A 26,248-nucleotide genomic window follows, 5' to 3' on the forward strand; every position below is an offset into this window, starting at 1 on the left:
TGACGATCTCGCTCAACTGACGGCTGGGATTCACCTGCGGCAGCCAGCGTGGTGGAGTGATTGACGACGAAGAGCTGTTCGAGTCGCACTTCTCACGACGTGGGTTTCTCGCGTCTGCCACTGCGGTCGGGGTCGCCGGTGGATCACTGCTCGCTACCGTGCCGGCGCAGGCCGCGCCCGTACGGCAGTCCGCGCCGGCTGCCGATCCGATCACGACGCCTCTGGTCGGTGGGCTGCACCTACAGTTCGGCGTGGACGCGTCGGCGGAGGTGGTCGTCTCCTGGCACAGTCGCCAGCCGGTACGACGGCCGCGCGTACTGCTCGGTGGTCCGGACGGGAGCTTCGAACGGACCGTCACGGCTGCCACCAGCAACTACACCGACGCGAAGTCCGGGCAGATCGTGTACGTCCACCACGCTCGCGCCGGCCGGCTCCGGCCTGCGACGGAGTACGTGTACGCCGCCGTACACGACGGCGCCGAGGCGGAGTTCGGGACGTTCCACACTGCTCCGAAGGGGCGGGCGAAGTTCACCTTCACCAGCTTCGGCGATCAGGGGACGCCGACGCTGGGCAAGCGGTACGTGCCACCGCCGGGCGTGACGATCCCGAACCCGCCGTTCGTCAACGACAACCTCGGCTCGCCGGCGGCCGGCGACGTGACCGCCGGGGTGGAGCGGGTGCGGCCGCTGTTCCACCTGTTCAACGGGGACCTCTGCTACGCCAACCTGGCCGACGACCGCGTCCGGACCTGGAACGACTTCTGGGAGAACAACACCCGCAGCGCACGCAACCGCCCGTGGATGCCGTCGGCGGGCAACCACGAGAACGAGCTCGGCAACGGGCCGATCGGGTACGAGGCGTACCAGACGTACTTCGCGCTGCCTCGGCAGCCGGGACAGACGGACGTGACGCGCGGACTCTGGTACGCGTTCACGGTCGGTTCGGTGCGGGTGATCAGCCTGGCGAACGACGACGTCTGCTACCAGGACGGCGGCAACAGCTACGTCCGCGGCTACTCCCAGGGCGCGCAGAAGGCGTGGCTCGAGAAGGAGCTGAAGACGACCCGCGCCAACCGCGACATCGACTGGATCGTCGTCTGCATGCACCAGGTCGTGGTGAGCAGCGCAGACCAGGCGAACGGCGCCGACCTCGGCATCCGGCAGGAGTGGGTGCCGCTGTTCGACCGGTACGGCGTCGACCTGGTCGTCTGCGGACACGAACACCACTACGAGCGCTCGCACCCGATCCGCGGCCAGCAGCCCAACCAGACGCTCACCCCGATCCCGACCGCCACCCGCCCGGACGTCGTGGACACGTCGAAGGGCACGGTGCACATGGTGATCGGCGGTGGAGGTACGTCGGTCGGCTCCAACGGCGTGCTCTTCAACCCGCCGGCCTGCCGCGTGATCACGTCCGTCGGCGCGCCCGACCCTACGACCGGGAAGCGGCCGCCCGTCTACGTCCAGGAACCCGCTCCTTGGTCGGCCGCCCGCAACGCCGCGCATCCCTACGGCTTCGCTGCCTTCACCGTCGACCCCGGCCGGCGGGGCGGCCAGACCACGATGCAGGTCACCTACTACGACGTACTGGGCCCCAACGGAGACCTGTCCACCTTCGAGACCTTCACTCTCCACCGCCCGCGCCGCGACTGAGCAGGCAGTCGACCACGGTCTCGGCGACTCGTCGGCCGCTCGACGACGGGTCGCCCAGACCGCAGGTGGCGTGGGTGAGGCCATCGAACTCCAGGTACGTGAAGCCGATCCCCTCCAGCACGGGTCTGAGGCGGCGGAGGCGGCGGATCGCTGGGTCGGCCGTGCCCATGTACGCCACCTTGGTACCGGAGAAACACCTGAGCTCGTGGTGCCAGTCGTACGAGCGATGGTGACGCCAAAACTCCAACGGCGGCCGGGGCAACCGCGGCTCCCGCTCCATCCGGCGCATCTCCCCGTCGGTCGGTGAGCCGATCGGTGGAAAACCGCCCATGACGAGCGCGGCGGCCCGGCCGGTCGACCGGGCGACGACCGCCGACATCGCGGCCGGTTGCGAGAACCCCCAGATGGCGAAGCGGTCGATACCTTCGTGGTCGAGCACCGCCAGCACCTGCTCGCCGATGCTGCCGGAGTCGTAGCCCTCCGGCCGGTCGCTTGCGCCGAATCCGACCGGGTGGATCTGCAGCACGCGAAACCGCCGGGACAACTCCTCGGCCACCGGGTAGTCCGGCGGGCGGCGGTTGTTCTTCATCAGTACGAGCGCCGGGCCGGTACCACTCACCCGGTAGGCGATCCGGGCGTCGTGCAGGGCGACGTACTGGTACTGCATCAAGCTCGGGCGAGGATCGTCTGCAGCGTGGTCGTGAGAGTCCGGCGGGCGGTTGCTGGAAGGTCGGAGGTCAGTGCTTCGATGCGGTCGACGACGGCGTTGTGCGCGTCGTGGGCCAAGGACCGGCCGGCGGGGGTGAGCTCGATGTGGCTGGCGCGGCGGTCGGCCGGGTTGGCGGTCCGGATGACCAGGTCGCGGCGTTCCAGGCGGTCGACCATGCTGGTGAGGCTCGAGCGCTCGATGCTCAGGATCCGGCTGAGCTCGGTCATGCCGAGCGGGCCGCCGAGGAGAACACAGAGCAGGTGCGCCTGCTGCGGAGTGAGGCCGAGCGGCCGGCTGGTCTCGGCGTGCAGGTCCTGTAGCCGATGCATCGTCTGGACCAGAGCCCCGGCCAGCTCCTGATCCCGTGCCGTCGTCGTCGCCATGTCTGCCATGATAGTCCGGCAGCCGGATAGTTTGCAGGTCTAACAGTTCGTGGTACTACTATTTAGATGTACGAACTATCTGGAGGACTGCGATGACCGTGAAGTTCGGATATGGCTCACCCGACAAGCTCCGCGACGTGGCTGCCATCCTGCGGCTCGTGGAGCGGGCCGACCGCGGCGGGCTCGACCACGTCAGTCTGTCGGATCACCCGTATGTCGCCGACATGCTGGACGGGTATGCGGCGATTGCCTTCATCCTCGGCCGGACCGAGCGGCTGTCGGCCTTCGTCAACGTGACCAACCTGCCGTTGCGTCCGGCCCCGGTGCTCGCGCGTACGGCGTCCGCCCTGTCGGCGTTGTCCGGTGGGCGGTTCGTCCTCGGCCTCGGCGCCGGGGGAGCGTGGGACCGGATCACCACGATGGGCGTCCCGGAGCTGCGCCCGGCCGAGGCGGTCGAGGCCTTCGAGGAGGCGATGCAGCTGGTCCGCTCGATGTCCGACGGCGGCCGCCCGGCCCCGACCAAGCACTACCCGATCGGCGACCTCCGACCGGCCGCAGTTGCCGCGCCGCTCATCTGGACCGGCTCGAACGGCCCGAAGTCGCTCGCCGCGACCGGCCGCCAGGCGGACGGCTGGATCCCCGGCCACGCCGCGGACTGGCTGAGCGACCGCTACCGCTGGTCCCGCCCGATCATCGACGAGGCAGCGCTCTCGGTCGGCCGCAAACCCTCCGACGTCGCCACCATCTACAACTTCCCGGGCGCGATCACCGCAACCCCGGTACGCCGTACCCGCGACGCCGACGGCCGCTGGATCGGCGGCTCCCCGGCCCAGTGGACCGAAGAACTCACCGACGCCATCCTCAACCACAACGCCGCCGGCTTCACCCTCTTCCCCCGCGGCTCCGACCCATACGAAACCCAACTGGCCCGCTGGTCCGAGGAAGTAGTCCCCGCCATCCGCACCGCAATCACCCAGCCCGTCGAGGTGCGATGACCTGGTACTTGGCGTCGATCGCCTGGGTGTGCTCCCGGAAGCCGTTCCGATAGGTGACGCGGACGGCAGTGACGTTCAGCGGGCGCTGATCGGTGGTCACCCGGAGGTGCAGGAGGACCACATCCTCCTTGCGCTGCTCGCCAGTCAACTTGTATCCGGCGAGTGGAGCGGAGGCGAGCTTCGTCGGGTTGGACGAGTCGCCGTTGCTCGTCGTCCAACTAGCTGGCACGCCGCCCAGGAAGTCTTCCCGCCTGTAGATCCGCGCGTCTACGAACTCCAAGCCGGGCTCGGCGATCTCCGGAGTCATGCCGACCAGTTCGATCGTGCTGCGGCTCTCGAGCGCTGGGGCCAGGAAGTAGAAGTCGGCCTTGCCCACGAGCGGCGAACCGATCGTCATGCTGCCGTCGCCCACGTCGAGCGCCGCGCCCTGGCGATTGTCGATCAGCCAGATGGCGAGCAGGACCGCAACGACGAGCCCGGCGATGACGATGCGCCTTCGCATGAGTTCCCCCCGAAATCAGCTGGTCGCTCAGCTTACGGCGGGATCAGTTCAAGCTGGCGAGTTCTTCGGGGGACAGGTGGAGGGTGCCGGCGGCGATGTTTTGTTCGAGGTGATGGGGGTTGCCGGTGCCGGGGATGGCTAGGACGTTGGGGCCCTGGTGGAGGGTCCAGGCGAGGCGGACCTGTTGGGGTGTGGCGTCGCGTCTGTCGGCGATCGCCTGGATGGCGTCGGAGTGGTCGGTCTCGGCTCCGCCTTCGCGGGAACCGGCGGCGATCGCGAAGAACGGCACATAGGCGATATCCCGCTCCGCGCACAGCTTGATCAGCGCGTCCTCATCGCCGCGCAGGTCGATCGCGTAACTGTTCTGGACGCACACGACCGGTGCGATCGCGAGCGCCTCGTCGACGTGGTCGGCGCGGACGTTCGACACCCCGAGCTGACGGATCAGCCCGGCGTCGCGCAGGTCCGCGAGCGCGCTGAAGCGGTCGGCGATCGAGTCCGCGCCGGGCTTCTTCATGATCCGCAGGTTGACGACGTCGAGGCAGTCGACGCCGAGCTGCCGCAGGTTCGTCTCCATCTGCGTGCGCAGCTCGGCCGCGGTCGTCGCATGGTAGAAACCACGGTCAGGGTCCTCGCCCGGTCCGACCTTGGTGGTGATGACCAGACCCTCCGGGTACGGCGCCAGCGCCTCACGGATCAGTTCGTTCGCGTACCGCACCGGCCCGTCGCCGACCCGCAGCGTCCCGCCCGGCGACACGTAGAACGCCGCCGTGTCGATGTGATTCACGCCGAGCTCCACCGCCCGCCGCAGTACGCCGATCGCTACCGAGCGATCGGGATTCGCGGTGATCCGCATCGCGCCGAAGCCCATCCGGTTGACGGTGACGTCGCCCAGTCTCCAGGTACCGGCGGCGGCTGCACTCATTCTTCGATCGCTCCTCGGACTCGGCGCAGGTGCTGGCGGAAGGTCAGGGACGGGTCGGCGGCGCGCGCCACCAGATAGTCGGCGAACCTCACCTGCTCGCGCAGCGACCGCCCGGCGCGGATCGCGTCGGCCTGGTGGTGCTCGGCGTCCCGGATCGACTCGGCCAGCCCGAACAGCTCCTCGACACGGTCGGCCGGGACGAAGATCGCGCCGTCCTCGTCCGCGAGTACGACGTCCTCGCGGGTCACCGTCCACTCGCCGATCGTTGCTGTGGACAACGCATCGGCCGGCTGCGGGTCGAGGCGGAGCGGTCCGGTCGGCAGCGCGCCGAGACTGAAGACGGGAAGGCCGATCGCGGTGATGTCGACCGTGTCGCGGTGCAGGCCCCAGATCACGATGCCCGCGACGCCGGCGGTCTTGGCTTCGAGGGCGACCAGGTCACCGACGCACGCCTCGTCCCGCCGGCCGCCGTTGTCCACGACCAGTACGTCGCCCTCCTCGGCGGACTCGAAGGCCTCCAGGAACACGTCGACACTGCCCACGTGCTGCGCCGGCAGCACCCGCCCCGCGACCCGGCCGCCGGCCACGGCCGTCAACGACACCGTGCGTACCGGCACCCCAGCCCGGACGCAGGCGTCCGCCAGATGCGCCGTGGTCAACTCCGCGAACCGTCCCAGCATCCCCAACCCCTCTCGATCGAATGCCCGCCACCGACCTTAGGACAGGAAGGCAAGGATCCCGTCGAGTGGTGGATTGGTGGTGGTGTCGACGGTCAGCGCGGGGACCGGCAGGTCGACCGGCTGGAAGGCGTTGTGGGTCCGCATCCGGGCCTCGGCGCTGATCTGCGCGTCCTCGTGAGCGGCCCGGCGGTGGTCGGTCGTCGTACGGGCGTTGATCCGGGCCAGCGCGACCTCGGCCGGGACCGTGCAGTGCAGGATGCGGACGTCGGCTCGACCGAGCAGCGGGGCCAGACCTGGGTTCCACAACCGGTCCTGGAACGCGGCCTCGGCGACCACCGTCGTACCGCGGCCGACCAGCAGACCGATCACGTCGAAGAACGTCGACAGCGTCCGCATCGTCAGTGGATCGCCCGGCCCGGGCACGAACCCTGGGGTCGCGTGCACCATGCCTTCCTTGATCTCGTCCCGGCAGATCGCCGGGCACCCGATCGCGGCCGCTACCCGGTGCGCCAGGGTCGTCTTCCCGGTTCCCGGCGGACCACTCACCACAACCACCATCGGTTTCGACTGCACCGCCGCACCCTAGCGACCCCGGCCCGCGATCTCCACCGAACGTTCAGGAACTGTCGGTGCGGGTGGTTAACGTGATGTCCGGATGTGGCCGGACTCCTCGTGGGGCGGAGGTGACAGTGGATCGATGACGACGTATTCGGCCGTGCGTACGACGGGGATCTACTGCCGCCCGGGCTGCGGCGCGAAACCCCTCGCGGAGAACGTGCGGACCTTCGAGCTGCCCGCCGCCGCGGAGGCCGCCGGGTATCGCGCCTGCCTGCGCTGCCGGCCGTACCGGGTGGCCGGGACGGTGGCGGACGACGCGCCCGAGCTGGTCTGCCGCGCGGTGCAGCTGATCATCGCCGGCGTGCTGGACGAGTCGGGCGAGGCGGCGCTGGGTGCACGGCTGGGGTTGTCGGCGCGGCACCTGCGCCGGATGTTCCACGAGCACCTCGGCGTCACGCCTGACCAGTTCGCCCGCTCCCGCCGGGCGCATTTCGCGCGGCGGCTCCTGGACGACTCCGAGCTCGGGATCGCGGACATCGCGTTCGCCGCCGGCTTCGGCAGCTTGCGGCAGTTCAACCGCGCCATGCGGGAGGTGTTCCGCGCCAGCCCGCGCGAGTTGCGCGACCGCCGGCGGCGGACTGATCGCCTGGTCGCCGACGGCGGTCTGGTACTGCGCTTGCCGTACACCCCGCCGTACGACTGGGACGCGATGAGCGCGTTCCTCGCCGAGCACGCGATCCCGGGAGTGGAGTCGGTCGAGGACGGCATCTACCGGCGGACGATCGCACTGGACGGCGACCCTGGGCTGCTCGAGATCGGCCCGGGAGGGTCGGATCACCTGCTCCTGCGTGCACATCTGCCCTACTGGGAAGGCGTCATCCACGTCGTCGACCGCGCCGCCCGTTTGGTCGGGCTCGACGCCGAGCCGGTCCTCGCGAAGACTCTCCTGTCCGGCGACCCGGTCATCGGCCCACTGATCGCGGACCGCCCCGGCGTCCGCGTCCCCGGCGCCTGGGGCCCGTTCGAGGCCGCCGTCCAGGCAGTCGTCCGCGACCAGCTCCCACGCGACGCTGCGTACGACGTACTCCACAAGCTTGTCGAAGTCCACGGGATGCCCGTCCCCGGTCTCGGCCACAGCCTCACCCACGCCTTCCCGGGTCCGCAGGTCCTGACCGAGGCAGAGCTGATCGGCCCGCTCGCGCAGGAAGTTGCTGCAGGCAACATCGTGCTGGACGGCGGAGAGGACGCCGAGGCGCTGATCGTTTCGCTGGAAGCGGTGCCCGGCGTCAGCATCGAAGCCGCACACCACGTGGCGTTGCGGCTTGGTGCTCGGGACGCTTGGCCGTTCGACGACGACGCCGAGCGACTACGACCGTGGCGCTCGCTGGCCGCCGTTCACCGGATGCTCAGCGACTCGTAGGTGCCGCTCGACAGCAGTTCCTTCGCCGCGGCCGTCGCCAACCCATAGGCGGCGGTGGTGATGGCGGGGCCGACGCTGATCCGGGTGACGCCCAGCGCGGTCAGTTCGGCGACGGTCGGTGCGCCGGGGCCGACCATCACGTTGAGGGGGAGCGGTGACTCCTTCACGAGCTGCTCGATGGTCGATGGATCGACGACGCCGGGCACGAACAGGACGTCCGCGCCGGCCTCGGCGTACGCCTTGGCTCGGTCGGCCGTGCCCGAGCCGTCGCCGAACAGGTACGTGTCGGTGCGGGCGTTGATCACGAGATCGATGCCTGCAGCAACTGCTGCGGCGCGCGCTGCCGCGATCCGGACGGCGTGAACCGCGGGATCGTCGAGCACGCCGCCCGTGCTGTCCTCGAGGTTGATGCCCACGGCACCGGCTTCGAGGACAGCCGCGACCGTGGCCGCGACATCGTCGTACCCGGCCTCGATGTCGGCGGTGACCGGGACCGACACGGCAGCACAGATCGCGCGGAGTGCCGCGATCGCCGTCGTACGGTTCAGGCCGCCGGCGTCGTCCACCCCGGCGGCCCAGGAGACGCCGGCGCTCGTCGTGGCGATCGCGGCGGCACCCGCGGCCTCGATCGCTCGCGCCGAGCCGGCGTCCCAGGCATTCGGCAGGACCAGCGGCGGCTGTGTGTGCAGCGTGCGCAGCCGCCGGGCCAGGTCGGTCTGCGTGGTCACAGGCTCACCAGCAGTTCGTGGTCCTTCAACTTGATCGGAAACACCTTTGCCAGCACTTGATTCCTCCTGAGGTCTGTCTTCAGCCCTTCAAGACTGCAGCGCTGGACCACCCCGGGTCTGGCCATATTCGGCCATCTCCGTCGGTCCAATATTCGAGACGATATGTCTCACACAACAAGATCCTGCGCTAGCGTGGATCCTGTCGGCAAGGGGCAAAGGAGCCTAGGATGAACAACGTGTACACGCACGGCCACCACGAGTCGGTACTGCGCTCGCACAGCTGGCGCACCGCGGAGAACTCGGCCGGCTATCTGCTTCCCCATCTTCGGCCCGGCATGTCGTTGCTCGACGTCGGAGCGGGTCCCGGCACCATCACCGCCGACCTGACCCGCTTGGTCGAGCCCGGCCGGACCACCGCGCTGGAAGCGAGCGAAGCGGCGCTCGACATCACCAGAGCGACCTTCGCCAAGCTCGACGTCCAGGTCGAGTTCGCGGTCGGCGACGTACACGCCCTCGATCTTCCGGACGACACGTACGACGTCGTGCACGCACACCAGGTCCTGCAGCATGTCGCGGATCCGGTGCAGGCGCTGAGGGAGATGCGGCGGGTCTGCAAGCCCGGCGGGATCGTCGCCGTCCGGGACTCCGACTACCACGGCTTCGTCTGGTATCCGGAGCTGCCCGAACTGGACGAGTGGATGGCGCTGTACCAGCGGATGGCTCGCGCGAACGGCGGGGAGCCGGACGCCGGCCGGCGACTGCTGTCGTGGGCACTGGCGGCGGGCTTCGAGCAAGTCGACGCGACCGCGACCACCTGGACCTTCGCCAACGACGAGGATCGCGCCTGGTGGGGTGGGATGTGGGCGGACCGCATCCTGAAGTCCGCCCTCGCCGACCAGTCCCGCGCGGCCGGCGTCCCCGAGGAGACGCTCACCGCCATCTCCAAGGCCTGGCAGACCTGGGCAGCTAGCCCCGACGGCTGGATCTCGATCCTCCACAGCGAACTGCTCTGCACTGCATGACAGCTACCGAATCCTGGACGAATGGGAGCGCTGGCGGGAGACCTCGTACAGGACGGCGGTCGCCGCGTTGGCCGCGTTGAGTGAGCTGGCTGAGCCGGTGATCGGGATCCGCACCAACTGGTCCGCAGCCTCTTTCCACGCCGCGCTCAACCCGCTCGTCTCGTTCCCGATCAGCACCAGGGCCGGCTGGGTGAAGTCGAAGTCGAACACGTCCACCGACCCGTGCTCATCGGTGCCCACGACAACGATCGGGACCGCGGACCGCCGGACCCAGTCGAGCACCTCACGATGCGACGGCACACGTACGGCGGGAACCGCGAAGAGCGACCCGGTCGTCGCGCGCACCGCCTTCGGATCGTAGACGTCGGCCGCGTGCCCGGTGACGATCACGCCGTGGGCGCCGAAGGCGTCGGCTGACCGGATGATCGACCCGATGTTCCCCGGTCCGGTCGGCCGGTCGAACACGACCCCGAGAAACTCCGGCCCGACCTCGATCCGCTCCAGATCGTCCGGCGGCAGCTCGAGCACCGCGATCAGCTCCGGCGCCGTCTCGTCCTTCTCGCCGAGTTCAGCCACCAGCTCCGGCGCCATCGCGACGCGCTCGACGCGGGGCAACCGCTGCAACAACTCCTGGGCCCACCGCGACAACGGCCGCGAGGCATCGGAGATGACCGTCCGCACCGGCCACCCGTTGTCCACAGCAAGCGAAATCGGGCGTACTCCCTGCACCAGGAACTCCCCGGCACGCTGCCGCTTGGTCCGATTGGTCAGGCACGCCTGCCACACCTGAAACCGGGCATTCCGCGCCGAGATCCGCTGCACGCCCCCACCCTACGGCGGACCGTCTCAGTGCGCTCGCCGCCGTCTTCGGCGGCGCTTGAACCGGACGAGACCCCACAGGATCAGGGGCAGGAGCCAGATGATCGGCAACCAGGGCAGACGCCACCAGTATGAGTCGCCGTCGAGTTTCGGCTGGTCGTCGTCGGCGACGAGAGGCCGGGCGGAGGCGGACCAGGCGAGAAAGGCGTCGCCGATCGGCAGTGTCCCGAACAGGTAGCGCTTCGTCTTGAGGCCGGTGAGGGGCAGACCGAGCAGGTCCCCTTCCCTGGCGAGCCGGTCCGCGAGCGGATCGTGCTGGACGCGGGCCGCGCCCATCGCGACCACGCTCGCGGACAGACTGAGCCCGAGGATCAACGGCCCGGAGTCGACATCGCCCTTGCCGCCCACACCTTTCGGATACTCGCGTACGCCGACCCCGGTCACGAACTTGTCCCGGAAGAGCTCGTACTGCGCTCGCGCGAAGACCGGATCGATGTCCACCAGGAAGCGCTGGATGATGCCCTGCGACGACGCCCGCGCTCCGATGGGCTCCGGGGCCACCTGGTGCGGCAGCAGCCCGGTCGCCGGATCCAGCTTGGTCTTCACCGCTGCCACCCGGTTCGTGGCGATCCGGCCGAACCGCGGTGCCACGAGTTCGTCGTACAGGCGGAGGGAGGCGATCGCGACGGCGGAGTCGACCGGCCACGCCTGGCCCGGGTACGACTGGAGATAAGGGGTCCTCGCGGTCCGGAACGCGGTGGCGATCTCGACCGATCTGCTGGTGAACTCCTCGATCTCGGCCGCGTCGGAGTGCTTGAGGGCGATCAGTCCGCCGCGCAGCCAGTTCGTCCAGCCCGCGTAGAAGACGCCGTACCCCGGCTGGAGCGACGCGTCGAAAGGGCCGGTCCCGTCCGCGGACCGCAGCCGGTCGAGGGCCCAGCGCGCCTCGGCGGTCGCGTCGACGGACCGGTCGGGATCGGCGAGCCCGACCTGGACCCAGGTCAGTCCGTAGAGCGCGTTGAGGAAGAAGTACCCCTCCGGGAACTGCTTCTGGGCTGCGTGGTCCGCGCCGCCCTCGATCTGGGGCGCGCAGGAACGCCAGTTGCTTGACCACGCCGCGGGTGGGATCGGTCCGGGGAAGAACCAGGCGTGCGGTGCCCACCCCCGCCACCATCGTGGCGATCACCGCTACGCCGATCAGGAGCTTGCGCAGCACCTGAGTCAATCTAGCCAGCGAGGGCAACCAACGGCGGACGAACGGGCGACCATCCGGTGTCACGTACCGAGCGTCGACTCCCGGGTGACCAGGCGGGTGGGCAACTCCATCAGGCCGGGATGCGGCGATCCGGCAATCGCGTCCAGCAACAGATTGGCGGTACGGCGCCCGAGTTCCTCGAGCTCGAGGTCGACAGTGGTCAGCGGAGGCCTGCTGGCCAGCGCCATCACGGACCAGTTGTCGTAGCCCGTGACCGCGATGTCGTCGGGCACCGAGCGGCCCAGCTCGCGCAGCCGGTCGCAGACACCTCGCGCGATCTGGTCGCTGCCACAGGAGATCGCGTCGAGATCAGGTGTCGTGCGCAGCAGGACGTCGACCGCGTGCCGACCCCATCGCTCACTCCACTCGCCATGCATCGGCTCGCCGGCGAGCGCGTCGCCGGCCGTCTCGACCGTCGCCGCGGCGCGAGCCCGCGCACTCTGATGGGTCGCCGGTCCGGTCACGTGCGCGATCCGCTGCCGACCGAGCGAGAGCAGATGTCGCACCGTCGACCCCGCCCCACCGTGATCGTCCACGACCGCCGAGGTGTCGGCCGGATCGGTCGACGGACTGAACGCGTAGACCACCGGAATCGGTACGTCGATCGGCGCGCGTGCCTCGGTCCGGCGACCGGTCACGATGATCCCGTCCACCCGCCGCGACACCAGCGAGCGCAGGTAGTGCTGCTCGCGCAGTGGGTCGTCCCGGGTGTCGCACAGCACGAGCGCCATCTCGCCGGCGCTCAGCGCGTCCTCCGCGCCGAGCATGATCGGGATGCTGAACCGGCCGGAGCTGTCGGTGGTGATCAGCCCGACCGTGAAGCTGCGGCCGGACGACAGCGCCCGGCCCCGGCTGTCCGGTGTGAATCCGAGCTGCTCGGCGGCTCGCCGTACCCGCTCTCTGGTCTCCTCGCGGAGCTGGCCGGTGTCGTTCAGGGCCTTCGACGCGGTGCTCGTCGACACACCCGCCAGCGTGGCCACATCCGTGATCCGGGGCAGCGAGGGGCCGCGTGACGCCATCCGGCAACTCCTTTCCGAACTTTCCGGAAACAGTAGCGCAGTCGGACCGCTCTGTCCGATCCTTGCCAGGTCCGAGGGGTTGACCAAGGCTTGGAACCTCTCTAACTTCGTGCAGGAAAACGTGTTCCGGATTTTCCTAACCTTCTCCAGGAGTCACGTCCTATGACGGAAGCAGTCACCACCTCCCGCAGCCCGGCCGCCGCGACCCACGGCCGCTGGCAGCCCCTCGGACTCGGCCAGGCGAAGATCACCGGCGGCTTCTGGGCGCCGCGCCAGAGCCGCAATGGCGAGGACGCGATCCCCAGCGGTCAGGACCAGCTGGAGACGGCCGGCAACCTGCAGAACCTGCGCCTCGCGGCCGGTATCGGTGCGGGCGAGGCGATCGGCCCGGTCTTCGCCGACTCCGACGTCTACAAGTGGCTCGAGGCCGCCGCCTGGGAGTACGGGCGCAATCCGAACGACGACCTGCTCAAGCGCATCCGCGACCTCACCTCGGTGGTCGCCGCCGCGCAGCGCGAGGACGGCTACCTCGACTCGGTCGTCCAGCTCCGGTACGGCGACGAGGGCCGCTACCAGCAACTCGTCTGGAGTCACGAGCACTACTGCGCCGGCCACCTGATCCAGGCCGCCGTCGCGCAGGCCCGCTGCACCGGCGACCGTGCGCTCCTGGACGTCGCGATCAAGCTCGCCGACCACCTCGTCGCGACCTTCGGCGACGACAAGACCGTGGACGTCGACGGCCACCCGGTGATCGAGATGGCCTTGGTCGAGCTGTATCGAGAAACCGGTACGACGGCTTATCTCGACCTTGCCAAGTGGTTCGTCGAGGCCCGTGGCCACGGCATCATCAGGAACCACGGTCACGAGCCCGCGTACTTCTCCGATCGCGTCCCGGTCCGCGAGGCCACGTCGGTCGAAGGGCACGCGGTGCGCGCGGTCTACCTCGCGGCCGGAGCGACGGACGTCGCCCTCGAGACCGGCGACACCGACCTGCTCGACGCGCTGAAACGGCAGTTCGAGCACATGTGGTCGACGAAGGCCTACGTCACCGGCGGTCTGGGTGCGCGGTGGGAGGGCGAGGCGTTTGGCGACGAGTACGAGCTGCCCGCAGACCGCGCGTACGCCGAAACCTGTGCGGCGATCGGCGGCATCCAGTGGGCTTGGCGGATGCTCCTCGCCACCGGTGAGGCGTCGTACGCCGATGCCCTGGAGCGGATGCTCTACAACGGCTTCCTCGCAGGGGTCTCGCTGAAGGGCACCGAGTACTTCTACGTCAATCCGCTGCAGTTGCGGGGTGGCGCGCATGCGGACAACGGCCGAAGCCCCGCGCACGGCCGACGCGGCTGGTTCGACTGCGCCTGCTGCCCGCCGAACATCATGCGCACCCTCGCCAGCCTCGACGGCTACCTCGCGACCACCTGCGACGGTGCGATCCAGATCCACCAGTACGCCGCGGGCACGCTGACCGTCGGCGACACCGAGCTGACTGTGGACACCGCCTACCCGTGGGACGGCACTGTTCGCATCACTGCCACCAAACCAGTGGCAGTGCAGTTGCGGATCCCGGCCTGGGCAGATGGTGCCACCGTCAACGGTCAATCCGTGCAAGCGGGCGCCTATGCCGACGTGACCGCTAACGCGATCGAACTGCAGTTGCCGATGGCGACTCGCGTGGTCGGCGCCGATCCACGCATCGACGCCGTCCGCGGTTGTGTCGCGCTGGAACGCGGGCCGCTCGTCTACGCGGTCGAACAGGTGGACCAGGACGCGAACGTCGACGACCTGCATCTGTTGCCCGAGGCATCAGTTGCCGCGAGCCACGACGACGATCTGCTGGACGGCGTCACCGTGCTCAGGACGCGCGGACGGACCGGCACCGGTCATCGCGATGGCTGGTCGTTCATCCCTTCGGCCAAGGACGACACCGGCGACGAGGTGGACGTGGTCGCGGTGCCGTACTACGCCTGGGCCAACCGCGAGGTCGGCGCCATGCGCGTCTGGCTGCCGAGGGCCTGATCATGCTCACCCGGCGGACGTTCCTCGGTCTGGCGGCCGCGGCGACCACGGCGAGCGCCGTACCGGGCTGTAGCTCGGTCCTGGCCGAACCTGACGTCCAGGCGGCGGGGTTCGGCCAGGACGCCACCGGCACCGTGCAGGTATGGTGCCGGGCGGCGACGCAGACTGGCCTGACCGACCTGGTGAAGAAGTTCAACGCGTCCCAGGACCGGCTCACCGTCGAGCTGACGCCGGTCCTGGACGCGCAGTACGTGACCAAGCTGGCGACCGCGATCCGCGGCCGGAGTGTGCCGGACCTGGTCGACATCGACGACATCAACTCGATGCTATTCATCTATCGCGACGCGTTCACCGACCTCACCGATCCCTTGCAGACACTCGACTTCCGGGACAAGCTCAGCCCGGGCCACCTGCGGCTCGCGACGAAGGACGAGCGGGTGTACGGCGTTCCGTACCTGGCTGACAACTCGATGTTCTGGTTCAACACCGAGCTGTGCGACCGGGCGGACGTCGACCCGGACGATGCGGTCAAGTCGTTCGACAACCTGCTCGCCGCGGCGCGGAAGCTGCGGAAGCTCGGCGACGACATCTACGCGTGGAGCTTCCCGGCGAACAGCCCCGGCGCGCTCGGCTTCGTCGTACAACCGATGATCTGGGCGGCGGACACCGATCTGATCAAAGGCACGATCGGCGGGCAGTCCGGCCACATCGTCGGGAACGACGCGGTCCAGCGGATGCTCGAGCTGCACCGGCAGTTGTGGGTGGACGGCCTGGTGCCGCGGGCGAACTTCTCGGACGACGCGTCTCGCTGGGGGAGTGACTTCCGGGCCGGCAAGGTCGGCATCTTCCCGTCCAACTACAGCGTGGTGGTGTCGGCGTCCGACGACAAGTTCCATCAGAAGGTCGCGCCGCGGTTGCTGTCCGGACCGGATGGTGGCTCGGCGTTCTTCGACGGCGGCGACAACATGTGCATCCCGCGGGGTGCGCGCAATGCCTCCGGGGCCTGGGAGTTCGTCCGGTTCGCGCTGGACCTGCCGCAGCAGATCGACCTGCCGGCCGGCGGGTACACCCCGGTCCGGTCGGACGCGAGGACGGCGGAGTTCGCGAAGAAGTACCCGCTCGCGACGCTGCCGCTGGAGCGCATCACGGAGGGGTACGCGCCGACCACGCTGTCCTACAACCTGCTCTACAACCAGCCGGACGGACCGTGGCTGCAGATGTTCCGCCGGGCCGTGTTCGACGGCGAGCTGGAGGCCGCCATGAAGGAAGCCCAGAACAACTACGACCGAATCCTGAAGCAGGGACAAGCATGAGCACATCCGTGAGAAGTGCTCACCGCATGGACTCGAGCTCACGCAAGGCAGCGTCGGCGGGGCGGCGCGCAGGCCACGGCTCGCTCACGCATCCGGCCCGGACCGGGCTGCTGCTGGTGACTCCCGCCGTACTGTTCGTCGGGGTCTTCGTGCTGGTGCCACTGGCCTTCGCCCTGGTGATATCGCTGACCAACTGGCCGCTGATCGGCACGGTGAAGTTCAGCGGGCTGAAGAACTACGGCGCCATCGTGTCCGACGCCGCATTCGCGAAGTCGGTCCTCTACACGCTGCTCTACACGGTCATCGTGACCGGCCCGATCCTGGTGCTCGGCTATGCCCTGGCAGTTCTGGTACGACGCAAGCGGCGCGGCTCGACCGTGTTGCGAACCGTCTTCTTCCTCCCGTTCGTCGTCGGCCTGTCCACGTTGAGTTTCGTGACGGTCCTGGAAGCGCAGCCCGACAGCGGCGCGATCAACATCGTGCTGCGCAAGCTCGGCATCACCGACGGTACGACGGCCTGGCTGGTGGACGGGCCGCTCGCGACCGGACTGATCTGTGTGCTGGTGATCTGGGGTGTCAGCGGGCTGACCATGATGCTGCTGATGGCGGGGATGCAGGCGATCCCCCGCGAGTACTACGAGTCGTCCGAACTCGACGGCGCGACCTGGTGGCAGCAGGAGCGGGAGATCACCATCCCGGTCCTGCGCCGGACGATCGCGATGGCGGTGATCATCTCGGTGGTCGGCTCGCTGCTCGCGTTCACCCAGTTCTACATCCTGACCCGCGGCGGTCCGGGCACGGACACCACCACGGTCGTGCAGTACATCTACAACCGCGCCTTCGTCCAGCTGCAGCTCGGTGCCGCGACCGCGCTGTCGATCGTGCTGGTGATCGTGGTCGGGCTGGTCACCGCGGCCCAGTTCTGGCTGCTCCGGGAGAGGGACTGACGATGAGGCTCAAGAACACCCTGTACGTCGTCGGCGGTGGCGGTGCGTTCCTGGTCTTCGCCGTACCGTTGCTGTGGGCGCTCTTCCGGTCCGTGCAACCGAACGACGTGATCGTCGCGGCGCCGAACGGGTCGACCTTCTTCCAGCTCACCTGGGACAACTTCCGCACGTTGATCGAGGGACCGGGCAACCTGATCCGGGCCGTCGGCAACAGTCTGGTCGTTGCCCTGAGCACGGCGGTGCTGACCGCCGTACTGGCGACGTTCGCGGGCTACGGGTTCGCGCGGTTCCGGTTCCGCAGTGGGCCGGTGCTGTTCGCGCTCGTGGTGGTTTCGATGATGATCCCGTTCCAGGCGATCCTGACACCGCTCTACCTGGAGATGAACGTCCTGCGGCTGACCGACAGCCTGCTCGGTCTGGTCCTCTTCTACACCACGGTCAACCTCCCATTCGGCGTCTTCGTGATGCGCAACTCGTTCGCCTCCGTCCCGGTCGAGCTCGAGGACTCCGCCCACGTCGACGGCTGCGGCACGCTGCGCATGATCGGCTCGGTGCTCCGGCCACTCGTCACCCCCGGCGCGGCCACGGTCGCTCTCTACGCCTTCCTCGCCGCCTGGACAGAATTCCTCGGCGCACTCACCTTCCTCACCAAGGACGAGCTCTACACGCTGCCCGTCGCATTGGTGAACGTCCAGGCCGGCGCCTACGGCGAGATCAACTTCGGCTCCCTGGTCGCCGGCGCAGTCATCGCGATGATCCCCTGCGTTGTCTTGTACGTCGCCCTACAACGCTTCTACGTAACGGGCCTAGCCTCCGGTGCAGTCAAAGGATAGAGATTTCTTCCCCCGCAGCCGACTAGGCCCGCTCCTACGTCGCGTGCTACGCGGCCGCTCCCACCGGCCCGGCTTTCCTTGCGTGCTGCCGCACGCATTTGCGGCTGCCGCCGCGGCTACCGCGACGTGGTCGGGGGCGGACGGCCTTACCTGAATAACTGTGGGGCCTATCGGCCGGGCCACGCCTCCCGCCGGCGACGGTGCAGCCGCGTGGTGTCCGTCTCGCTGCGTAAGCTGGTGGCTCGTGTGCCCGTCTGTGGTGTGTACGCGCACACTGACGGTTTCCCGTTCGATCCGAAGGACTGAGCCGTGCCCGACCGACCTGAGATTGTGTGCATCTGCGGCTCTACCCGGTTCGTGGACGAGATGCGCGCGGCAAACCGTGATCTGACCTTCGCAGGTGTCATCGTCGTCGCGCCAGGCGTCTTCCTGCGCGCCGAGGATCACGACGCAGACGAGTTGATCACCAACGAGCAGAAGACCGCCTTGGGCGCCCTCCACCTGCGCAAGATCGACCTGGCTGACCGGGTTCTGGTCGTCAACCCAGGCGGGTATATCGGCGAGTCCACGAGCAGGGAGATCGCCTACGCCCAGGCCACCGGCAAGCCGATCTCGTTCACCGATCCCAGCTGACCAGTTCGCGGTGGCGCGCCGCAGGTGTGCTCGACGCCGAGTAGGGGTCCTACGTCCCTCGACGACCACGGTGCTGTCGGTCGCGGGGGGAATCCTTACAGGCTGGGGCGGACTTCGTGGTCGGGGTGGGCGGCGGCGTGGGCGTCGGCGACCTGGCGGCACAGGGCCATCAGTTCGGTCTCGTTCTTCACCTGGCGCCTGGCCTCCGGGCCGAGGTCGATGATGTGGTCGCGGGCCCGTAGCAGCCGCTGGAAGATCCGCTCGCGCTCGTGCGGGTCGTCGGTGTACTCGGCATCCAGGTAGGCGGTCGCGTCGCGGCGGATGTGGGCCATCGCGGTCTGCGTCCGGCCGCGGGTGCTGAACAGGGACGCGAAGATCGTGATCAGCAGCACGACGAGGATGACGGCCAGCGACAGGCCGGTGCTGATCTCGACCACGTCGACGGGCTCGCCGCCGTTCACGAACGGCAGGTTGTTCTCGTGCAGAGCGTGCAGGATCAGCTTCGTGCCGATGAACAGCAGGATCGCGGCCAGCCCGAAGGACAGGTAGATCAGCCGGTCCAGCAGGCCGTCGAGCAGGAAGTACAGCTGCCGCAGGCCAAGCAGGCTGAACGCGGTCGCGGTGAACACCACGAATACGTTCTGCGTCAGGCCGAAGATGGCCGGGATCGAGTCGAGCGCGAACATCACGTCGGTGGCGCCGATCGCGATCATCACCAGCAGCATCGGCGTCATCATCCGGCGCCCGTTGATCCGGGTGGTCAGCCGGTCGCCGTCGTACTCCTCGGTGGTGCGGAACAGCCGCCGGCTCAGCCGGACCATGATGTTCTGCGCCGAGTGGGACTCCTCGGTCTCCGGTTTGAGCATGTTGCCGGCGGTCAGCAGCAGCGCCATCCCGAACAGGTAGAACACCCAGGAGAACGTGTGCAGCAGCGCCGAGCCGACGAAGATGAACGCGGACCGGGCGATCAGCGACACCACGATGCCGATCAGCAGCACCTTCTGCTGGTTCTCCCGCGGCACCCGGAAGCCGGTCATGATGATCAGGAACACGAACAGGTTGTCCACCGAGAGCGCCTTCTCGGTGATGTAGCCGGCGAAGTACTCCGAGCCCATCGCGGTCCCGCCGAACACGAGCGTCCCGAGGCCGAACAGTACGGCGATGCCGACGTACAGCGTGGACCAGATCGCGGCCTCCCGCAGTGTCGGGACGTGCGCGGACCGGACGTGGAAGAAGTAGTCGAACAGCAGCAGCGCGACGATGCCGAGCAGGGTCAGGATCCAGACCAGCGGGGACACGGCCATAGCCCAACCCAACCATGTCGGACGGCTGTCTGTCGTCGGATCACAAATTTGCCTGAAAGGCATCTTTGCCTTTTAGGCAAAGTTTGCTACCGTCAGGAGCATGGCCGAAGGGTTGCGGGAGCGGAAGAAGCAGGAGACGCGGATCGCGCTGAGCTGGGCGGCGGTGCGGCTGACGGTCGAGCGCGGGCTGGCCAATGTGCGGATCGAGGACATCGCGGCCGAGGCCGGGGTTTCGCTGCGCACGTTCCGGAACTACTTCTCCAGCAAGGCCGAGGCGATCGCCGCCCGGGAGGTCGACCGCAGTCTGGCCATCGCCGCCGAACTGCGCGCCCGGCCGGCCGACGAGCCGCTGTGGCCCGCGATCCGGGCGTCGATCGAGTCGCAGATGGCGCTCGGGGTGGAAGGCCACGGCGCCGACCAGCCGCCGGACCAGCGGTGGCTGACCGGCATCCGGCTGATGGTCACCGAGCCGTCGTTACAGGGTGAGATGGCGCGGGCGTATGCCGCCGCGAGCGAGGAATTCGCCGCAGCCGTGGCGGACCGGACCGGGACCCAGGGGCTGTATCCGCACCTCGTCGCAGAGGTCGTGGGTGCCGCCAGGTCGGCCGCGAGCGCCGAGTGGCTACGCGGCGATCCACCTCGATCCATGACCGCCCTGCTGTCGGAGGCTCTCGACCAGATCACCCGCGGTCTCCCCGAACCCGACTAGAACCCACACCCCAGCAGATACCCCGGCGCCGCCGGGGCAGTCAGTCACGCCCATTTTCACTGGAAGGACACGTGCCATGGATGCAGATGTCGTCATCGCCGGGGCCGGACCGAACGGCCTCATGCTCGCCTGTGAACTGCGGCTGGCCGGAGTGCGGCCGATCGTGCTGGAGCGGTTGCCGGAGGTCAGCGAGGTGCCCCGGGCCAACGGCCTGGTCGGCCAGGTCGTCCGCATGCTCGACCGTCGCGGCCTGTACGAGCGCCTCAGCGGTACGTCGGGTCCACCGCAGCCGCAGCCGCGCTACATGTTCGGCGCGTTCCCGCTCGACCTCAGCACGATCGAGCAGAACCCGGTGTACATGCTGCCGGTTCCACAGCGCCGGATCGAGGAAGTCCTCCAGCAACGGGCGCTCGAGCTCGGAGCCGAGATCCGCCGCGGCCATGAGCTGATCGGGTTCGCCCAGGACGCCGACTCGGTCACGGTCGAGATCTCCGGCCCGGATGGCCCGTACCAGGTGACGGCTCGCTATCTCGTCGGCGCCGACGGCGGCCGCAGCCTCACTCGCAAACTGGCCGGCATCGACTTCCCCGGCATCACCAACGACACAATGGTCTCCCGTACGGCGAACGCGCAGGTGCCACCCGAGTACGTCGATCCCGCCACCGGAGCCCTGTCGATCCCCGGGTACGGCGTGATCCCCGGCCTGATGCATCACCGGACCGAGCGCGGTCTGTTCCTCTACGGCCGGCTGCCCGGCCGGCCGCCGGTCGTCAGCACCGGTGAGTTCGACGTACCGCCCGAAGGCCCGATGACGCTGGAGGAGTTGCAGGACAGCGTCGACCGGGTGCTCGGGGTCCATCTACCGCTGACACCGCCCGAAGGCGACGGTCCGCACCTGCTGCGCCGGCTCAGCGGTGGCAACAGCCGCCTCGCTGACCGGTTCAACGAAGGCAGGGTGCTCCTGGTCGGGGATGCCGCGCACGTGCACTCCGCGATCGGCGGCCCGGGGCTGAACCTCGGCCTGCAGGACGCGGTCAACCTGGGCTGGAAGCTTGCCGCCGAGCTGCAGGGCTGGGCTCCTGATGGTCTGCTCGACAGCTACGAGTCGGAGCGCCGGCCGGTCGGGCAGCGGGTCGTGATGCAGACCCAGGCCCAGTCGGCACTGATTGCCCCAGGCAACGATGTGACCAGGTTGCGGGAGCTGTTCGGCGAGCTGCTGACCGAGCCGCGGAACGTGCAGCGGATCGCGGACCTGATCTCCGGTGCGGACATCCGCTACCACGACGGCCCGCATCCGCTGATCGGCCGCTGGGCGCCGGATCTCATGGTCGACGCGACTCGACTGGCCGAGCTGATGCGCACCGGTCGTGCGCTGCTGCTCGACCTGACCCCGGAGGCGTCCTTCGCCGCGGGCGTGACCTCGGAGGCGTCGTACGCCGCGACCGTGACCAGGGATCGGGTCGACGTTGTCTCCGGACGCGGTGAGTCGCCGATCGCCTTGCTGATCAGGCCGGACGGGTACGTCGCCTGGGCCGCGGAGCAGGACGGCGTCGCGGAGCAGGCCGGCTTGCGGGACGCGTTGGCCCGGTGGTTCGGCGTACCTCAGGAACGGCCCTTGACCAGCGCCACCAGGTAGCGGCAAGGGGTCGTCCCCGGATTGTGGAACGTGGTGGCCGACGGCGGGCCGAGCTGGAGGCAGTCACCGGTGCGCAGGTCGTGGACCAGCGGGCCCTCGTGGAAGCGCAGGTGCCCGTCGAGGATCCAGAGCTGCTGGTACTTGAAGATATAGGCGTCGGCCGGATACGACACCGAGGCGCCGGCCGGCAGCTCGACCTCGACCAGTTCGAGCGGGCTGTCGGTCACCGGTGAGACGGCCCGCCGCCGGTATCCGGTGGCCGGGTCCGTCCAGACCGGCTGGTCGCCGGCCCGCCGGAGGAGTTCCCCGGTGTTCTCGGCGCGGGCGACCAGCTCGGACAGCGTCATGCCGAGCGCGCCGGACAGCCGGCCGAGCAGTACGGCGGTCGGCTGGGCCTCACCGCGTTCGATCTTGCCGATCATCGCGCGGGAGACCCCGGAACGCTCGGCGAGCGCGTTCACCGACAGGTCCTGCGCGACCCGGGCAGCCTGCACGGTCGCCGCGAGTGAGGCGGACAGCTCATCCAACATGCTTGCCACTATAGCGCCAGTTGTGGCTACTATCGTGACATGCCAAAGATCAGAGACGCCTCCAAGCTCGATGCCGAGGCGTGTGTGGCGATCTACACGCCCTATGTCATCGATACGGCGATCACCTTCGAGATCGAGCCGCCGACCGCCGCGGAGATGGCGTCGCGGATCGCGACTGCGCAGGCGACCCACGCCTGGATGGTGCTGGAGGACGACGGTCGCGTGGTCGGGTACGCGTATGCCGGTCCGATGAAGCCGCGAGCGGCGTACCGCTGGTCCTGCGAGGTGAGCGTCTACCTCGAGCCCGGACGGCGCCGGACCGGCGGCGGGAGAGCGCTGTACGAGGCGCTGTTCGAGCGGCTGGCCGAGCGTGGGTTCCGGACCGCGATCGCTGGTATGACGTTGCCGAACGACGCCAGCGTCGGGCTGCACAAGGCGCTCGGGTTCGAGTCGATCGGGACCTATCGGAAGATCGGCTGGAAGCTCGACGCCTGGCACGACGTGCACTGGCGTCAACGTCCGCTCGCCGTACTCCCGGATCCGCCGGAGGAGACCCGCTAGGAGGCCGTCCTGGTCATCGGTGGGCAGGTCCCGCCCGGTGTGGTGACGAGCTCGAAGTGCCACAGCTCGTTGGACAGCGTCTGGCAGAGCCCGAAGCGGTTGCCCTTGCGGATCAGCCAGTCGTCCGCGGCGGTCGGGCCGATGTCGACCGCGTGACCGGTGACGTGGTGCGACTCGTCGGGGGTGGAGACGAACTCGAGGGCCTTCTTCTTGCTGCCGTACTTGCGGATCGCCTTGTCCAGCAGCTCCTGCTGGTACTTCTTGCTCCGCCACCCGGTGGTGACCTGCATCGTGATGCCGTCCTCCTTCATCGTCTGCTCGGCCTGCTGGACCGCTTTGCGCAGCGCCGGGTCGAGGTTCGCGACGCCGGGCAGGCTCGTGTCGAAGGCGGAGGTGTGGTCAGGCAGTACGCCGTCGGCGGCACCGGGCTGGCCGCTGCGCGAGCCGTGGGTGGCGGTGCTCGGGGTGCCGGCCGGGGCATCGGGGGTCGACGGTGCCGGGTCGTCCTGCGCGGAGACCGCCGTACAGGAGGCCAGGGTCAGACAGGTGACGGCGGCAACGATCGCCAGGGCGGTCAGGACCGTCAGCCGGTGTTCACGTTTGCGGGTGGCTACGAGGTGATCGGTCAGCATGGCCACCAGTCCAGCCGGGCCGATGTTGCCGGAGCGTCTGCGTTTCGGCATACGTTTTCGATACGTCCGGCCTGGTTCAATGGTCGGTATGCGGGTGCTGGTCGTCGAGGACGAGGTCTATCTCGCCGAGGCGATCCAGGCCGGGCTGCGGCTGGAGGCGATCGCCGCCGACCTGGCCTTCGACGGGAACGCCGCGCTGGAGGCGGTCACGGTGAACGCGTACGACGTGGTCGTGCTGGACCGTGATCTGCCCGGAGTGAGCGGTGACGAGGTGTGCCGGCAGATCGTTGCGCAGGGCATCAGCTGCCGGGTGCTGATGCTGACCGCGGCCGGTGATCTCGACGACAAGGTGATCGGCTTCGAGCTCGGCGCCGACGACTACCTGACCAAACCCTTCGAGCTGCGGGAGCTCGTCGTCCGGCTGCGAGCCCTGGTCCGGCGACCGGCGGCGGCCGCGCCCACCGTGCTCGAGTACGCCGGGGTCCGGCTGGATCCGTATCGGCGGGAGGTGTACCGGTTCGGGCATTACGTGAAGCTCACGCGGAAGCAGTTCGCCGTGTTGGAGGTGCTGATGGCGGCGCGGGGTGGGGTGATCAGTGCCGAGACACTGCTGGAGAAGGCGTGGGACGAGAACGCGGATCCGTTCAGCAACGCCGTGCGGATCACGATCTCGGCGCTGCGGAAACGCCTCGGCGATCCGTGGGTGATCCACACCGTCCCCGGCGTCGGCTACCGGGTCGGCCAAGCGTGAGCGACGGGCGGTGAAGGCGTGAGTGACGAACGGTTGATGAGCTGGCGGCCGCGGCTGACGGTCCGGTTGCGGCTGACGCTGAGCTACGCGGGTCTGCTGGTCATCGCCGGCGCCGTCGTCTCCTGCATCATCTGGCTGGTCTTCCGGATCGTGCCGAACTACCCGCTCAACGGCGCCAACCCGCGCGACCGGCGCGTGCTTCCGCCGTCGCGCGGGGACATCCTCCACCTGGTGGTGACCCTGTCCGGCTGGGCGCTCGGGTTCCTGGCGATCGTCGGACTGGTCGGTGGGTGGTTCCTCGCGGGGCGGATGCTGAAGCCGCTGCAGGAGATCACCGCGGCGGCGCGGAAGGCGGCCAGTGGGTCGCTCGACCACCGGATCGGGCTGACCGGGATCCGGGACGAGTTCACCGACCTGTCCGACACGTTCGACGAGATGCTGGGGCGGTTGCAGCGGTCCTTCGAACAGTACCGGCGGTTCGCGGCGAACGCCTCGCACGAGTTGCGAACGCCGCACACGGTGATGAAGACGATGCTGGAGGTGGCGGCCGCCGATCCCGATCATCAGGACGTCCCGGAGCTGGTGAAGCGGCTGGCGGAGACGAATCAGCGCGGGATCGACATCGTCGAGGCGCTGCTGAGCCTGACCGCACTCAACAACCGGTCGGTCGAGCTGGATCCGCTGGATCTCGCGGCGGTGGTACGGTCCGCGTTGCCGGCGCTCTCGTCGGAGGCGCGATCCGGCGGGGTCGAACTCAGCTGCGATCTCGCGGAGTCGGTTGTCGAGGGCAACGAGGTGCTGCTGCACCAGGTGGTGGTGAACCTGGTGCAGAACGGGATCCGGCACGGCGGCGGCTCCGTCGCGATCACGGTCGCGCCCGGGCGGCTCGTCGTACGGAACACCGGATCGGTGCTCCACCCCGCGCGGATCCGCACCTTTACCGAGCCGTTCGCCAAGGCCCGGTACGGCGCCGGCCACGGACTCGGGCTCGCGCTGGTCGACCGGATCGTCGAGACCCACCACGGGAGCCTCGACCTGGCGCCGATCCCGGGTGGCGGGCTGATCGTCACCGTCGCCCTCCCGACGGCCGAACTGGTCGGCTGACCGCGCTGCTTGGGCTGACCTCGTCGGCGGGCGAGGATGGTGAGGTGAGTGAACACCGCCTGCCCGATGACCGCTCGACCGACCAGCCGTTGACCGTTCGCCGTGCGGTCGAGGCCGACGACGCCGCGCTGCTCGCGATCGACCGGACCGCGTGGGACGCCTCGTCCGGATTCCCGTCGTACCTTGAGACCATCAAGGACACCTTCTTCGTCCGCTGCGGGCCGGAGGCACACCTGGTCGCCGAGTACGACGGTGAGGTCGTCGGCTACCTCCGGCTCGAGGACAAGTACCCGTTCCCCGAAGGCGCCGGCGTCCTCACCATCAATGGCCTGGCCGTCGCCCAGTCGGCCCGCGGCCGAGGCGTCGCGAGCACGTTGCTGACCGCGGCCGCCACAGAGGGCAGACTCCGCGACGCCCGCAAGATCAGCCTGCACGTCCACAGCACCAACACGGCCGCCCGCCGCCTCTACGAACGCCACGGCTACGTCATCGAAGGCACCCACCCGAACGAATTCCTGATCGAAGGCACCTCCGTAGCCAGCGTCGACATGGCCAAGACCCTCTAACCACAAGCCAGGAAGGAACGGGAGGATCGCGGGGCTCTTCCCGGAC

28 protein-coding genes are annotated in these 26,248 nt (G+C 68.9%); 15 read left to right on the forward strand and 13 right to left on the reverse strand.

Annotated features, from left to right (window positions below; translation table 11 throughout):
- Nucleotides 1-56: 56 nt before the first annotated feature.
- Entirely contained in the window at nucleotides 57-1,652 is a 1,596-nt protein-coding gene (locus tag OG876_RS18010) for a purple acid phosphatase family protein (protein ID WP_328526035.1), read from the forward strand.
- Here OG876_RS18010 and OG876_RS18015 read toward each other — a convergent pair.
- Both OG876_RS18015 and OG876_RS18020 read right to left on the reverse strand, forming a co-directional pair.
- Nucleotides 1,624-2,319 (reverse strand): alpha/beta fold hydrolase, encoded by a 696-nt coding sequence (locus tag OG876_RS18015; RefSeq protein ID WP_328526923.1) that lies wholly within the window; start codon nucleotides 2,317-2,319, stop codon nucleotides 1,624-1,626. The two genes, OG876_RS18010 and OG876_RS18015, sit on opposite strands and share 29 nt — an antisense overlap.
- The gene (locus tag OG876_RS18020) at nucleotides 2,319-2,744 is read right to left on the reverse strand and encodes a MarR family winged helix-turn-helix transcriptional regulator (RefSeq protein ID WP_328526036.1); all 426 of its coding nucleotides are present in this window, start codon (nucleotides 2,742-2,744) and stop codon (nucleotides 2,319-2,321) included. The genes OG876_RS18015 and OG876_RS18020 overlap by 1 nt, the downstream gene beginning before the upstream one ends.
- Before the next feature lie 92 nt (nucleotides 2,745-2,836).
- Between OG876_RS18020 and OG876_RS18025 the strand changes: the two genes are divergently transcribed.
- Nucleotides 2,837-3,739 (forward strand): LLM class flavin-dependent oxidoreductase, encoded by a 903-nt coding sequence (locus tag OG876_RS18025; protein ID WP_328526037.1) that lies wholly within the window; start codon nucleotides 2,837-2,839, stop codon nucleotides 3,737-3,739.
- Here the strand turns inward: OG876_RS18025 and OG876_RS18030 are convergent.
- From OG876_RS18030 to OG876_RS18045, 4 genes are read right to left on the reverse strand one after another with little or no spacing between them, the layout of a single operon-like run.
- Nucleotides 3,714-4,241, reverse strand: coding sequence for a hypothetical protein (locus OG876_RS18030; protein WP_328526038.1), 528 nt, complete (start codon nucleotides 4,239-4,241; stop codon nucleotides 3,714-3,716). The two genes, OG876_RS18025 and OG876_RS18030, sit on opposite strands and share 26 nt — an antisense overlap.
- A gap of 43 nt (nucleotides 4,242-4,284) precedes the next feature.
- A complete protein-coding gene (locus OG876_RS18035; protein WP_328526039.1) occupies nucleotides 4,285-5,166 on the reverse strand; it encodes an aldo/keto reductase in 882 nt (293 codons plus the stop codon).
- Entirely contained in the window at nucleotides 5,163-5,846 is a 684-nt protein-coding gene (locus OG876_RS18040; protein ID WP_328526040.1) for an RraA family protein, read from the reverse strand. The genes OG876_RS18035 and OG876_RS18040 overlap by 4 nt, the downstream gene beginning before the upstream one ends.
- A gap of 36 nt (nucleotides 5,847-5,882) precedes the next feature.
- A complete protein-coding gene (locus OG876_RS18045) occupies nucleotides 5,883-6,419 on the reverse strand; it encodes an AAA family ATPase (RefSeq protein ID WP_328526041.1) in 537 nt (178 codons plus the stop codon).
- A gap of 124 nt (nucleotides 6,420-6,543) precedes the next feature.
- Between OG876_RS18045 and OG876_RS18050 the strand changes: the two genes are divergently transcribed.
- The gene (locus OG876_RS18050) at nucleotides 6,544-7,824 is read left to right on the forward strand and encodes a bifunctional transcriptional activator/DNA repair enzyme AdaA (protein ID WP_328526042.1); all 1,281 of its coding nucleotides are present in this window, start codon (nucleotides 6,544-6,546) and stop codon (nucleotides 7,822-7,824) included.
- Here the strand turns inward: OG876_RS18050 and OG876_RS18055 are convergent.
- The gene (locus tag OG876_RS18055) at nucleotides 7,800-8,552 is read right to left on the reverse strand and encodes an isocitrate lyase/PEP mutase family protein (RefSeq protein WP_328526043.1); all 753 of its coding nucleotides are present in this window, start codon (nucleotides 8,550-8,552) and stop codon (nucleotides 7,800-7,802) included. The genes OG876_RS18050 and OG876_RS18055 overlap by 25 nt on opposite strands.
- Before the next feature lie 227 nt (nucleotides 8,553-8,779).
- On the opposite strand from OG876_RS18055, the gene OG876_RS18060 reads away from it, so the two are divergent.
- The gene (locus tag OG876_RS18060; protein WP_328526044.1) at nucleotides 8,780-9,574 is read left to right on the forward strand and encodes a class I SAM-dependent methyltransferase; all 795 of its coding nucleotides are present in this window, start codon (nucleotides 8,780-8,782) and stop codon (nucleotides 9,572-9,574) included.
- A gap of 3 nt (nucleotides 9,575-9,577) precedes the next feature.
- Here OG876_RS18060 and OG876_RS18065 read toward each other — a convergent pair whose 3' ends face one another.
- The 3 genes from OG876_RS18065 to OG876_RS18075 form a co-directional block, all read right to left on the reverse strand.
- Nucleotides 9,578-10,396 carry a TrmH family RNA methyltransferase gene (locus tag OG876_RS18065; protein ID WP_328526045.1) on the reverse strand — a complete coding sequence of 273 codons (819 nt, stop codon included), beginning with the start codon at nucleotides 10,394-10,396 and terminating at the stop codon, nucleotides 9,578-9,580.
- 24 nt (nucleotides 10,397-10,420) lie between these two features.
- Complete coding sequence (locus OG876_RS18070) at nucleotides 10,421-11,044, reverse strand: hypothetical protein (RefSeq protein WP_328526046.1); 624 nt, start codon at nucleotides 11,042-11,044, stop codon at nucleotides 10,421-10,423.
- A gap of 624 nt (nucleotides 11,045-11,668) precedes the next feature.
- The gene (locus tag OG876_RS18075) at nucleotides 11,669-12,667 is read right to left on the reverse strand and encodes a LacI family DNA-binding transcriptional regulator (protein ID WP_328526047.1); all 999 of its coding nucleotides are present in this window, start codon (nucleotides 12,665-12,667) and stop codon (nucleotides 11,669-11,671) included.
- A 162-nt stretch (nucleotides 12,668-12,829) separates the two neighbouring features.
- Between OG876_RS18075 and OG876_RS18080 the strand changes: the two genes are divergently transcribed.
- The 5 genes from OG876_RS18080 to OG876_RS18100 all read left to right on the forward strand — a co-directional run bounded on the left by OG876_RS18080 (nucleotide 12,830) and on the right by OG876_RS18100 (nucleotide 18,409).
- Entirely contained in the window at nucleotides 12,830-14,683 is a 1,854-nt protein-coding gene (locus tag OG876_RS18080; RefSeq protein ID WP_328526048.1) for a glycoside hydrolase family 127 protein, read from the forward strand.
- Nucleotides 14,684-14,685: 2 nt separating this feature from the next.
- The gene (locus OG876_RS18085; protein WP_328526049.1) at nucleotides 14,686-15,996 is read left to right on the forward strand and encodes an extracellular solute-binding protein; all 1,311 of its coding nucleotides are present in this window, start codon (nucleotides 14,686-14,688) and stop codon (nucleotides 15,994-15,996) included.
- Between the two features lie 26 nt (nucleotides 15,997-16,022).
- Nucleotides 16,023-16,943 (forward strand): carbohydrate ABC transporter permease, encoded by a 921-nt coding sequence (locus tag OG876_RS18090; RefSeq protein ID WP_328526050.1) that lies wholly within the window; start codon nucleotides 16,023-16,025, stop codon nucleotides 16,941-16,943.
- Between the two features lie 2 nt (nucleotides 16,944-16,945).
- The gene (locus OG876_RS18095) at nucleotides 16,946-17,776 is read left to right on the forward strand and encodes a carbohydrate ABC transporter permease (RefSeq protein WP_328526051.1); all 831 of its coding nucleotides are present in this window, start codon (nucleotides 16,946-16,948) and stop codon (nucleotides 17,774-17,776) included.
- A gap of 309 nt (nucleotides 17,777-18,085) precedes the next feature.
- Nucleotides 18,086-18,409: a hypothetical protein gene (locus tag OG876_RS18100; protein ID WP_328526052.1), complete on the forward strand. Its 324-nt coding sequence runs from the start codon at nucleotides 18,086-18,088 to the stop codon at nucleotides 18,407-18,409.
- Nucleotides 18,410-18,504: 95 nt separating this feature from the next.
- On the opposite strand, the gene OG876_RS18105 is transcribed toward OG876_RS18100, so the two are convergent.
- The gene (locus OG876_RS18105; protein ID WP_328526053.1) at nucleotides 18,505-19,713 is read right to left on the reverse strand and encodes a TerC family protein; all 1,209 of its coding nucleotides are present in this window, start codon (nucleotides 19,711-19,713) and stop codon (nucleotides 18,505-18,507) included.
- 100 nt (nucleotides 19,714-19,813) lie between these two features.
- On the opposite strand from OG876_RS18105, the gene OG876_RS18110 reads away from it, so the two are divergent.
- Nucleotides 19,814-20,422 carry a TetR/AcrR family transcriptional regulator gene (locus OG876_RS18110; RefSeq protein WP_328526054.1) on the forward strand — a complete coding sequence of 203 codons (609 nt, stop codon included), beginning with the start codon at nucleotides 19,814-19,816 and terminating at the stop codon, nucleotides 20,420-20,422.
- Nucleotides 20,423-20,498: 76 nt separating this feature from the next.
- A complete protein-coding gene (locus OG876_RS18115) occupies nucleotides 20,499-22,058 on the forward strand; it encodes an FAD-dependent monooxygenase (protein ID WP_328526055.1) in 1,560 nt (519 codons plus the stop codon).
- Here OG876_RS18115 and OG876_RS18120 read toward each other — a convergent pair.
- Nucleotides 22,025-22,588, reverse strand: a complete 564-nt coding sequence (locus tag OG876_RS18120; RefSeq protein ID WP_328526056.1) for a helix-turn-helix domain-containing protein — start codon at nucleotides 22,586-22,588, stop codon at nucleotides 22,025-22,027. The two genes, OG876_RS18115 and OG876_RS18120, sit on opposite strands and share 34 nt — an antisense overlap.
- 39 nt (nucleotides 22,589-22,627) lie before the next feature.
- Between OG876_RS18120 and OG876_RS18125 the strand changes: the two genes are divergently transcribed.
- On the forward strand, nucleotides 22,628-23,149 hold the full coding sequence (locus tag OG876_RS18125) for an arsinothricin resistance N-acetyltransferase ArsN1 family B (protein ID WP_328526057.1): 522 nt from the start codon (nucleotides 22,628-22,630) through the stop codon (nucleotides 23,147-23,149).
- Here OG876_RS18125 and OG876_RS18130 read toward each other — a convergent pair.
- Complete coding sequence (locus OG876_RS18130) at nucleotides 23,146-23,832, reverse strand: M15 family metallopeptidase (protein ID WP_328526058.1); 687 nt, start codon at nucleotides 23,830-23,832, stop codon at nucleotides 23,146-23,148. The genes OG876_RS18125 and OG876_RS18130 overlap by 4 nt on opposite strands.
- Before the next feature lie 37 nt (nucleotides 23,833-23,869).
- Between OG876_RS18130 and OG876_RS18135 the strand changes: the two genes are divergently transcribed.
- From OG876_RS18135 to OG876_RS18145, 3 genes are read left to right on the forward strand one after another with little or no spacing between them, the layout of a single operon-like run.
- The gene (locus tag OG876_RS18135; protein ID WP_328526059.1) at nucleotides 23,870-24,532 is read left to right on the forward strand and encodes a response regulator transcription factor; all 663 of its coding nucleotides are present in this window, start codon (nucleotides 23,870-23,872) and stop codon (nucleotides 24,530-24,532) included.
- Between the two features lie 18 nt (nucleotides 24,533-24,550).
- Nucleotides 24,551-25,636: a sensor histidine kinase gene (locus OG876_RS18140; RefSeq protein ID WP_328526060.1), complete on the forward strand. Its 1,086-nt coding sequence runs from the start codon at nucleotides 24,551-24,553 to the stop codon at nucleotides 25,634-25,636.
- Nucleotides 25,637-25,680: 44 nt separating this feature from the next.
- Nucleotides 25,681-26,202 (forward strand): GNAT family N-acetyltransferase, encoded by a 522-nt coding sequence (locus OG876_RS18145; protein WP_328526061.1) that lies wholly within the window; start codon nucleotides 25,681-25,683, stop codon nucleotides 26,200-26,202.
- The last annotated feature ends 46 nt before the right edge of the window (nucleotides 26,203-26,248 follow it).

Source organism: Kribbella sp. NBC_00359 (assembly GCF_036097425.1).
In the GTDB taxonomy this organism is placed as follows: Bacteria; Actinomycetota; Actinomycetes; order Propionibacteriales; family Kribbellaceae; genus Kribbella.

Coding starts and splice junctions, on each gene's coding strand:
- OG876_RS18085 (WP_328526049.1), top strand. CDS start 14,686: ATGCTCACCCGGCGGACGTTCCTCGGTCTGGCGGCCGCGGCGACCACG.
- OG876_RS18050 (WP_328526042.1), top strand. CDS start 6,544: ATGACGACGTATTCGGCCGTGCGTACGACGGGGATCTACTGCCGCCCG.
- OG876_RS18025 (WP_328526037.1), top strand. CDS start 2,837: ATGACCGTGAAGTTCGGATATGGCTCACCCGACAAGCTCCGCGACGTG.
- OG876_RS18015 (WP_328526923.1), bottom strand. CDS start 2,319: ATGCAGTACCAGTACGTCGCCCTGCACGACGCCCGGATCGCCTACCGG.
- OG876_RS18095 (WP_328526051.1), top strand. CDS start 16,946: ATGAGGCTCAAGAACACCCTGTACGTCGTCGGCGGTGGCGGTGCGTTC.
- OG876_RS18120 (WP_328526056.1), bottom strand. CDS start 22,588: ATGTTGGATGAGCTGTCCGCCTCACTCGCGGCGACCGTGCAGGCTGCC.
- OG876_RS18115 (WP_328526055.1), top strand. CDS start 20,499: ATGGATGCAGATGTCGTCATCGCCGGGGCCGGACCGAACGGCCTCATG.
- OG876_RS18080 (WP_328526048.1), top strand. CDS start 12,830: ATGACGGAAGCAGTCACCACCTCCCGCAGCCCGGCCGCCGCGACCCAC.
- OG876_RS18105 (WP_328526053.1), bottom strand. CDS start 19,713: ATGGCCGTGTCCCCGCTGGTCTGGATCCTGACCCTGCTCGGCATCGTC.
- OG876_RS18020 (WP_328526036.1), bottom strand. CDS start 2,744: ATGGCGACGACGACGGCACGGGATCAGGAGCTGGCCGGGGCTCTGGTC.
- OG876_RS18110 (WP_328526054.1), top strand. CDS start 19,814: ATGGCCGAAGGGTTGCGGGAGCGGAAGAAGCAGGAGACGCGGATCGCG.
- OG876_RS18125 (WP_328526057.1), top strand. CDS start 22,628: ATGCCAAAGATCAGAGACGCCTCCAAGCTCGATGCCGAGGCGTGTGTG.
- OG876_RS18090 (WP_328526050.1), top strand. CDS start 16,023: ATGGACTCGAGCTCACGCAAGGCAGCGTCGGCGGGGCGGCGCGCAGGC.
- OG876_RS18075 (WP_328526047.1), bottom strand. CDS start 12,667: ATGGCGTCACGCGGCCCCTCGCTGCCCCGGATCACGGATGTGGCCACG.
- OG876_RS18030 (WP_328526038.1), bottom strand. CDS start 4,241: ATGCGAAGGCGCATCGTCATCGCCGGGCTCGTCGTTGCGGTCCTGCTC.
- OG876_RS18135 (WP_328526059.1), top strand. CDS start 23,870: ATGCGGGTGCTGGTCGTCGAGGACGAGGTCTATCTCGCCGAGGCGATC.
- OG876_RS18040 (WP_328526040.1), bottom strand. CDS start 5,846: ATGCTGGGACGGTTCGCGGAGTTGACCACGGCGCATCTGGCGGACGCC.
- OG876_RS18060 (WP_328526044.1), top strand. CDS start 8,780: ATGAACAACGTGTACACGCACGGCCACCACGAGTCGGTACTGCGCTCG.
- OG876_RS18130 (WP_328526058.1), bottom strand. CDS start 23,832: ATGCCGAAACGCAGACGCTCCGGCAACATCGGCCCGGCTGGACTGGTG.
- OG876_RS18035 (WP_328526039.1), bottom strand. CDS start 5,166: ATGAGTGCAGCCGCCGCCGGTACCTGGAGACTGGGCGACGTCACCGTC.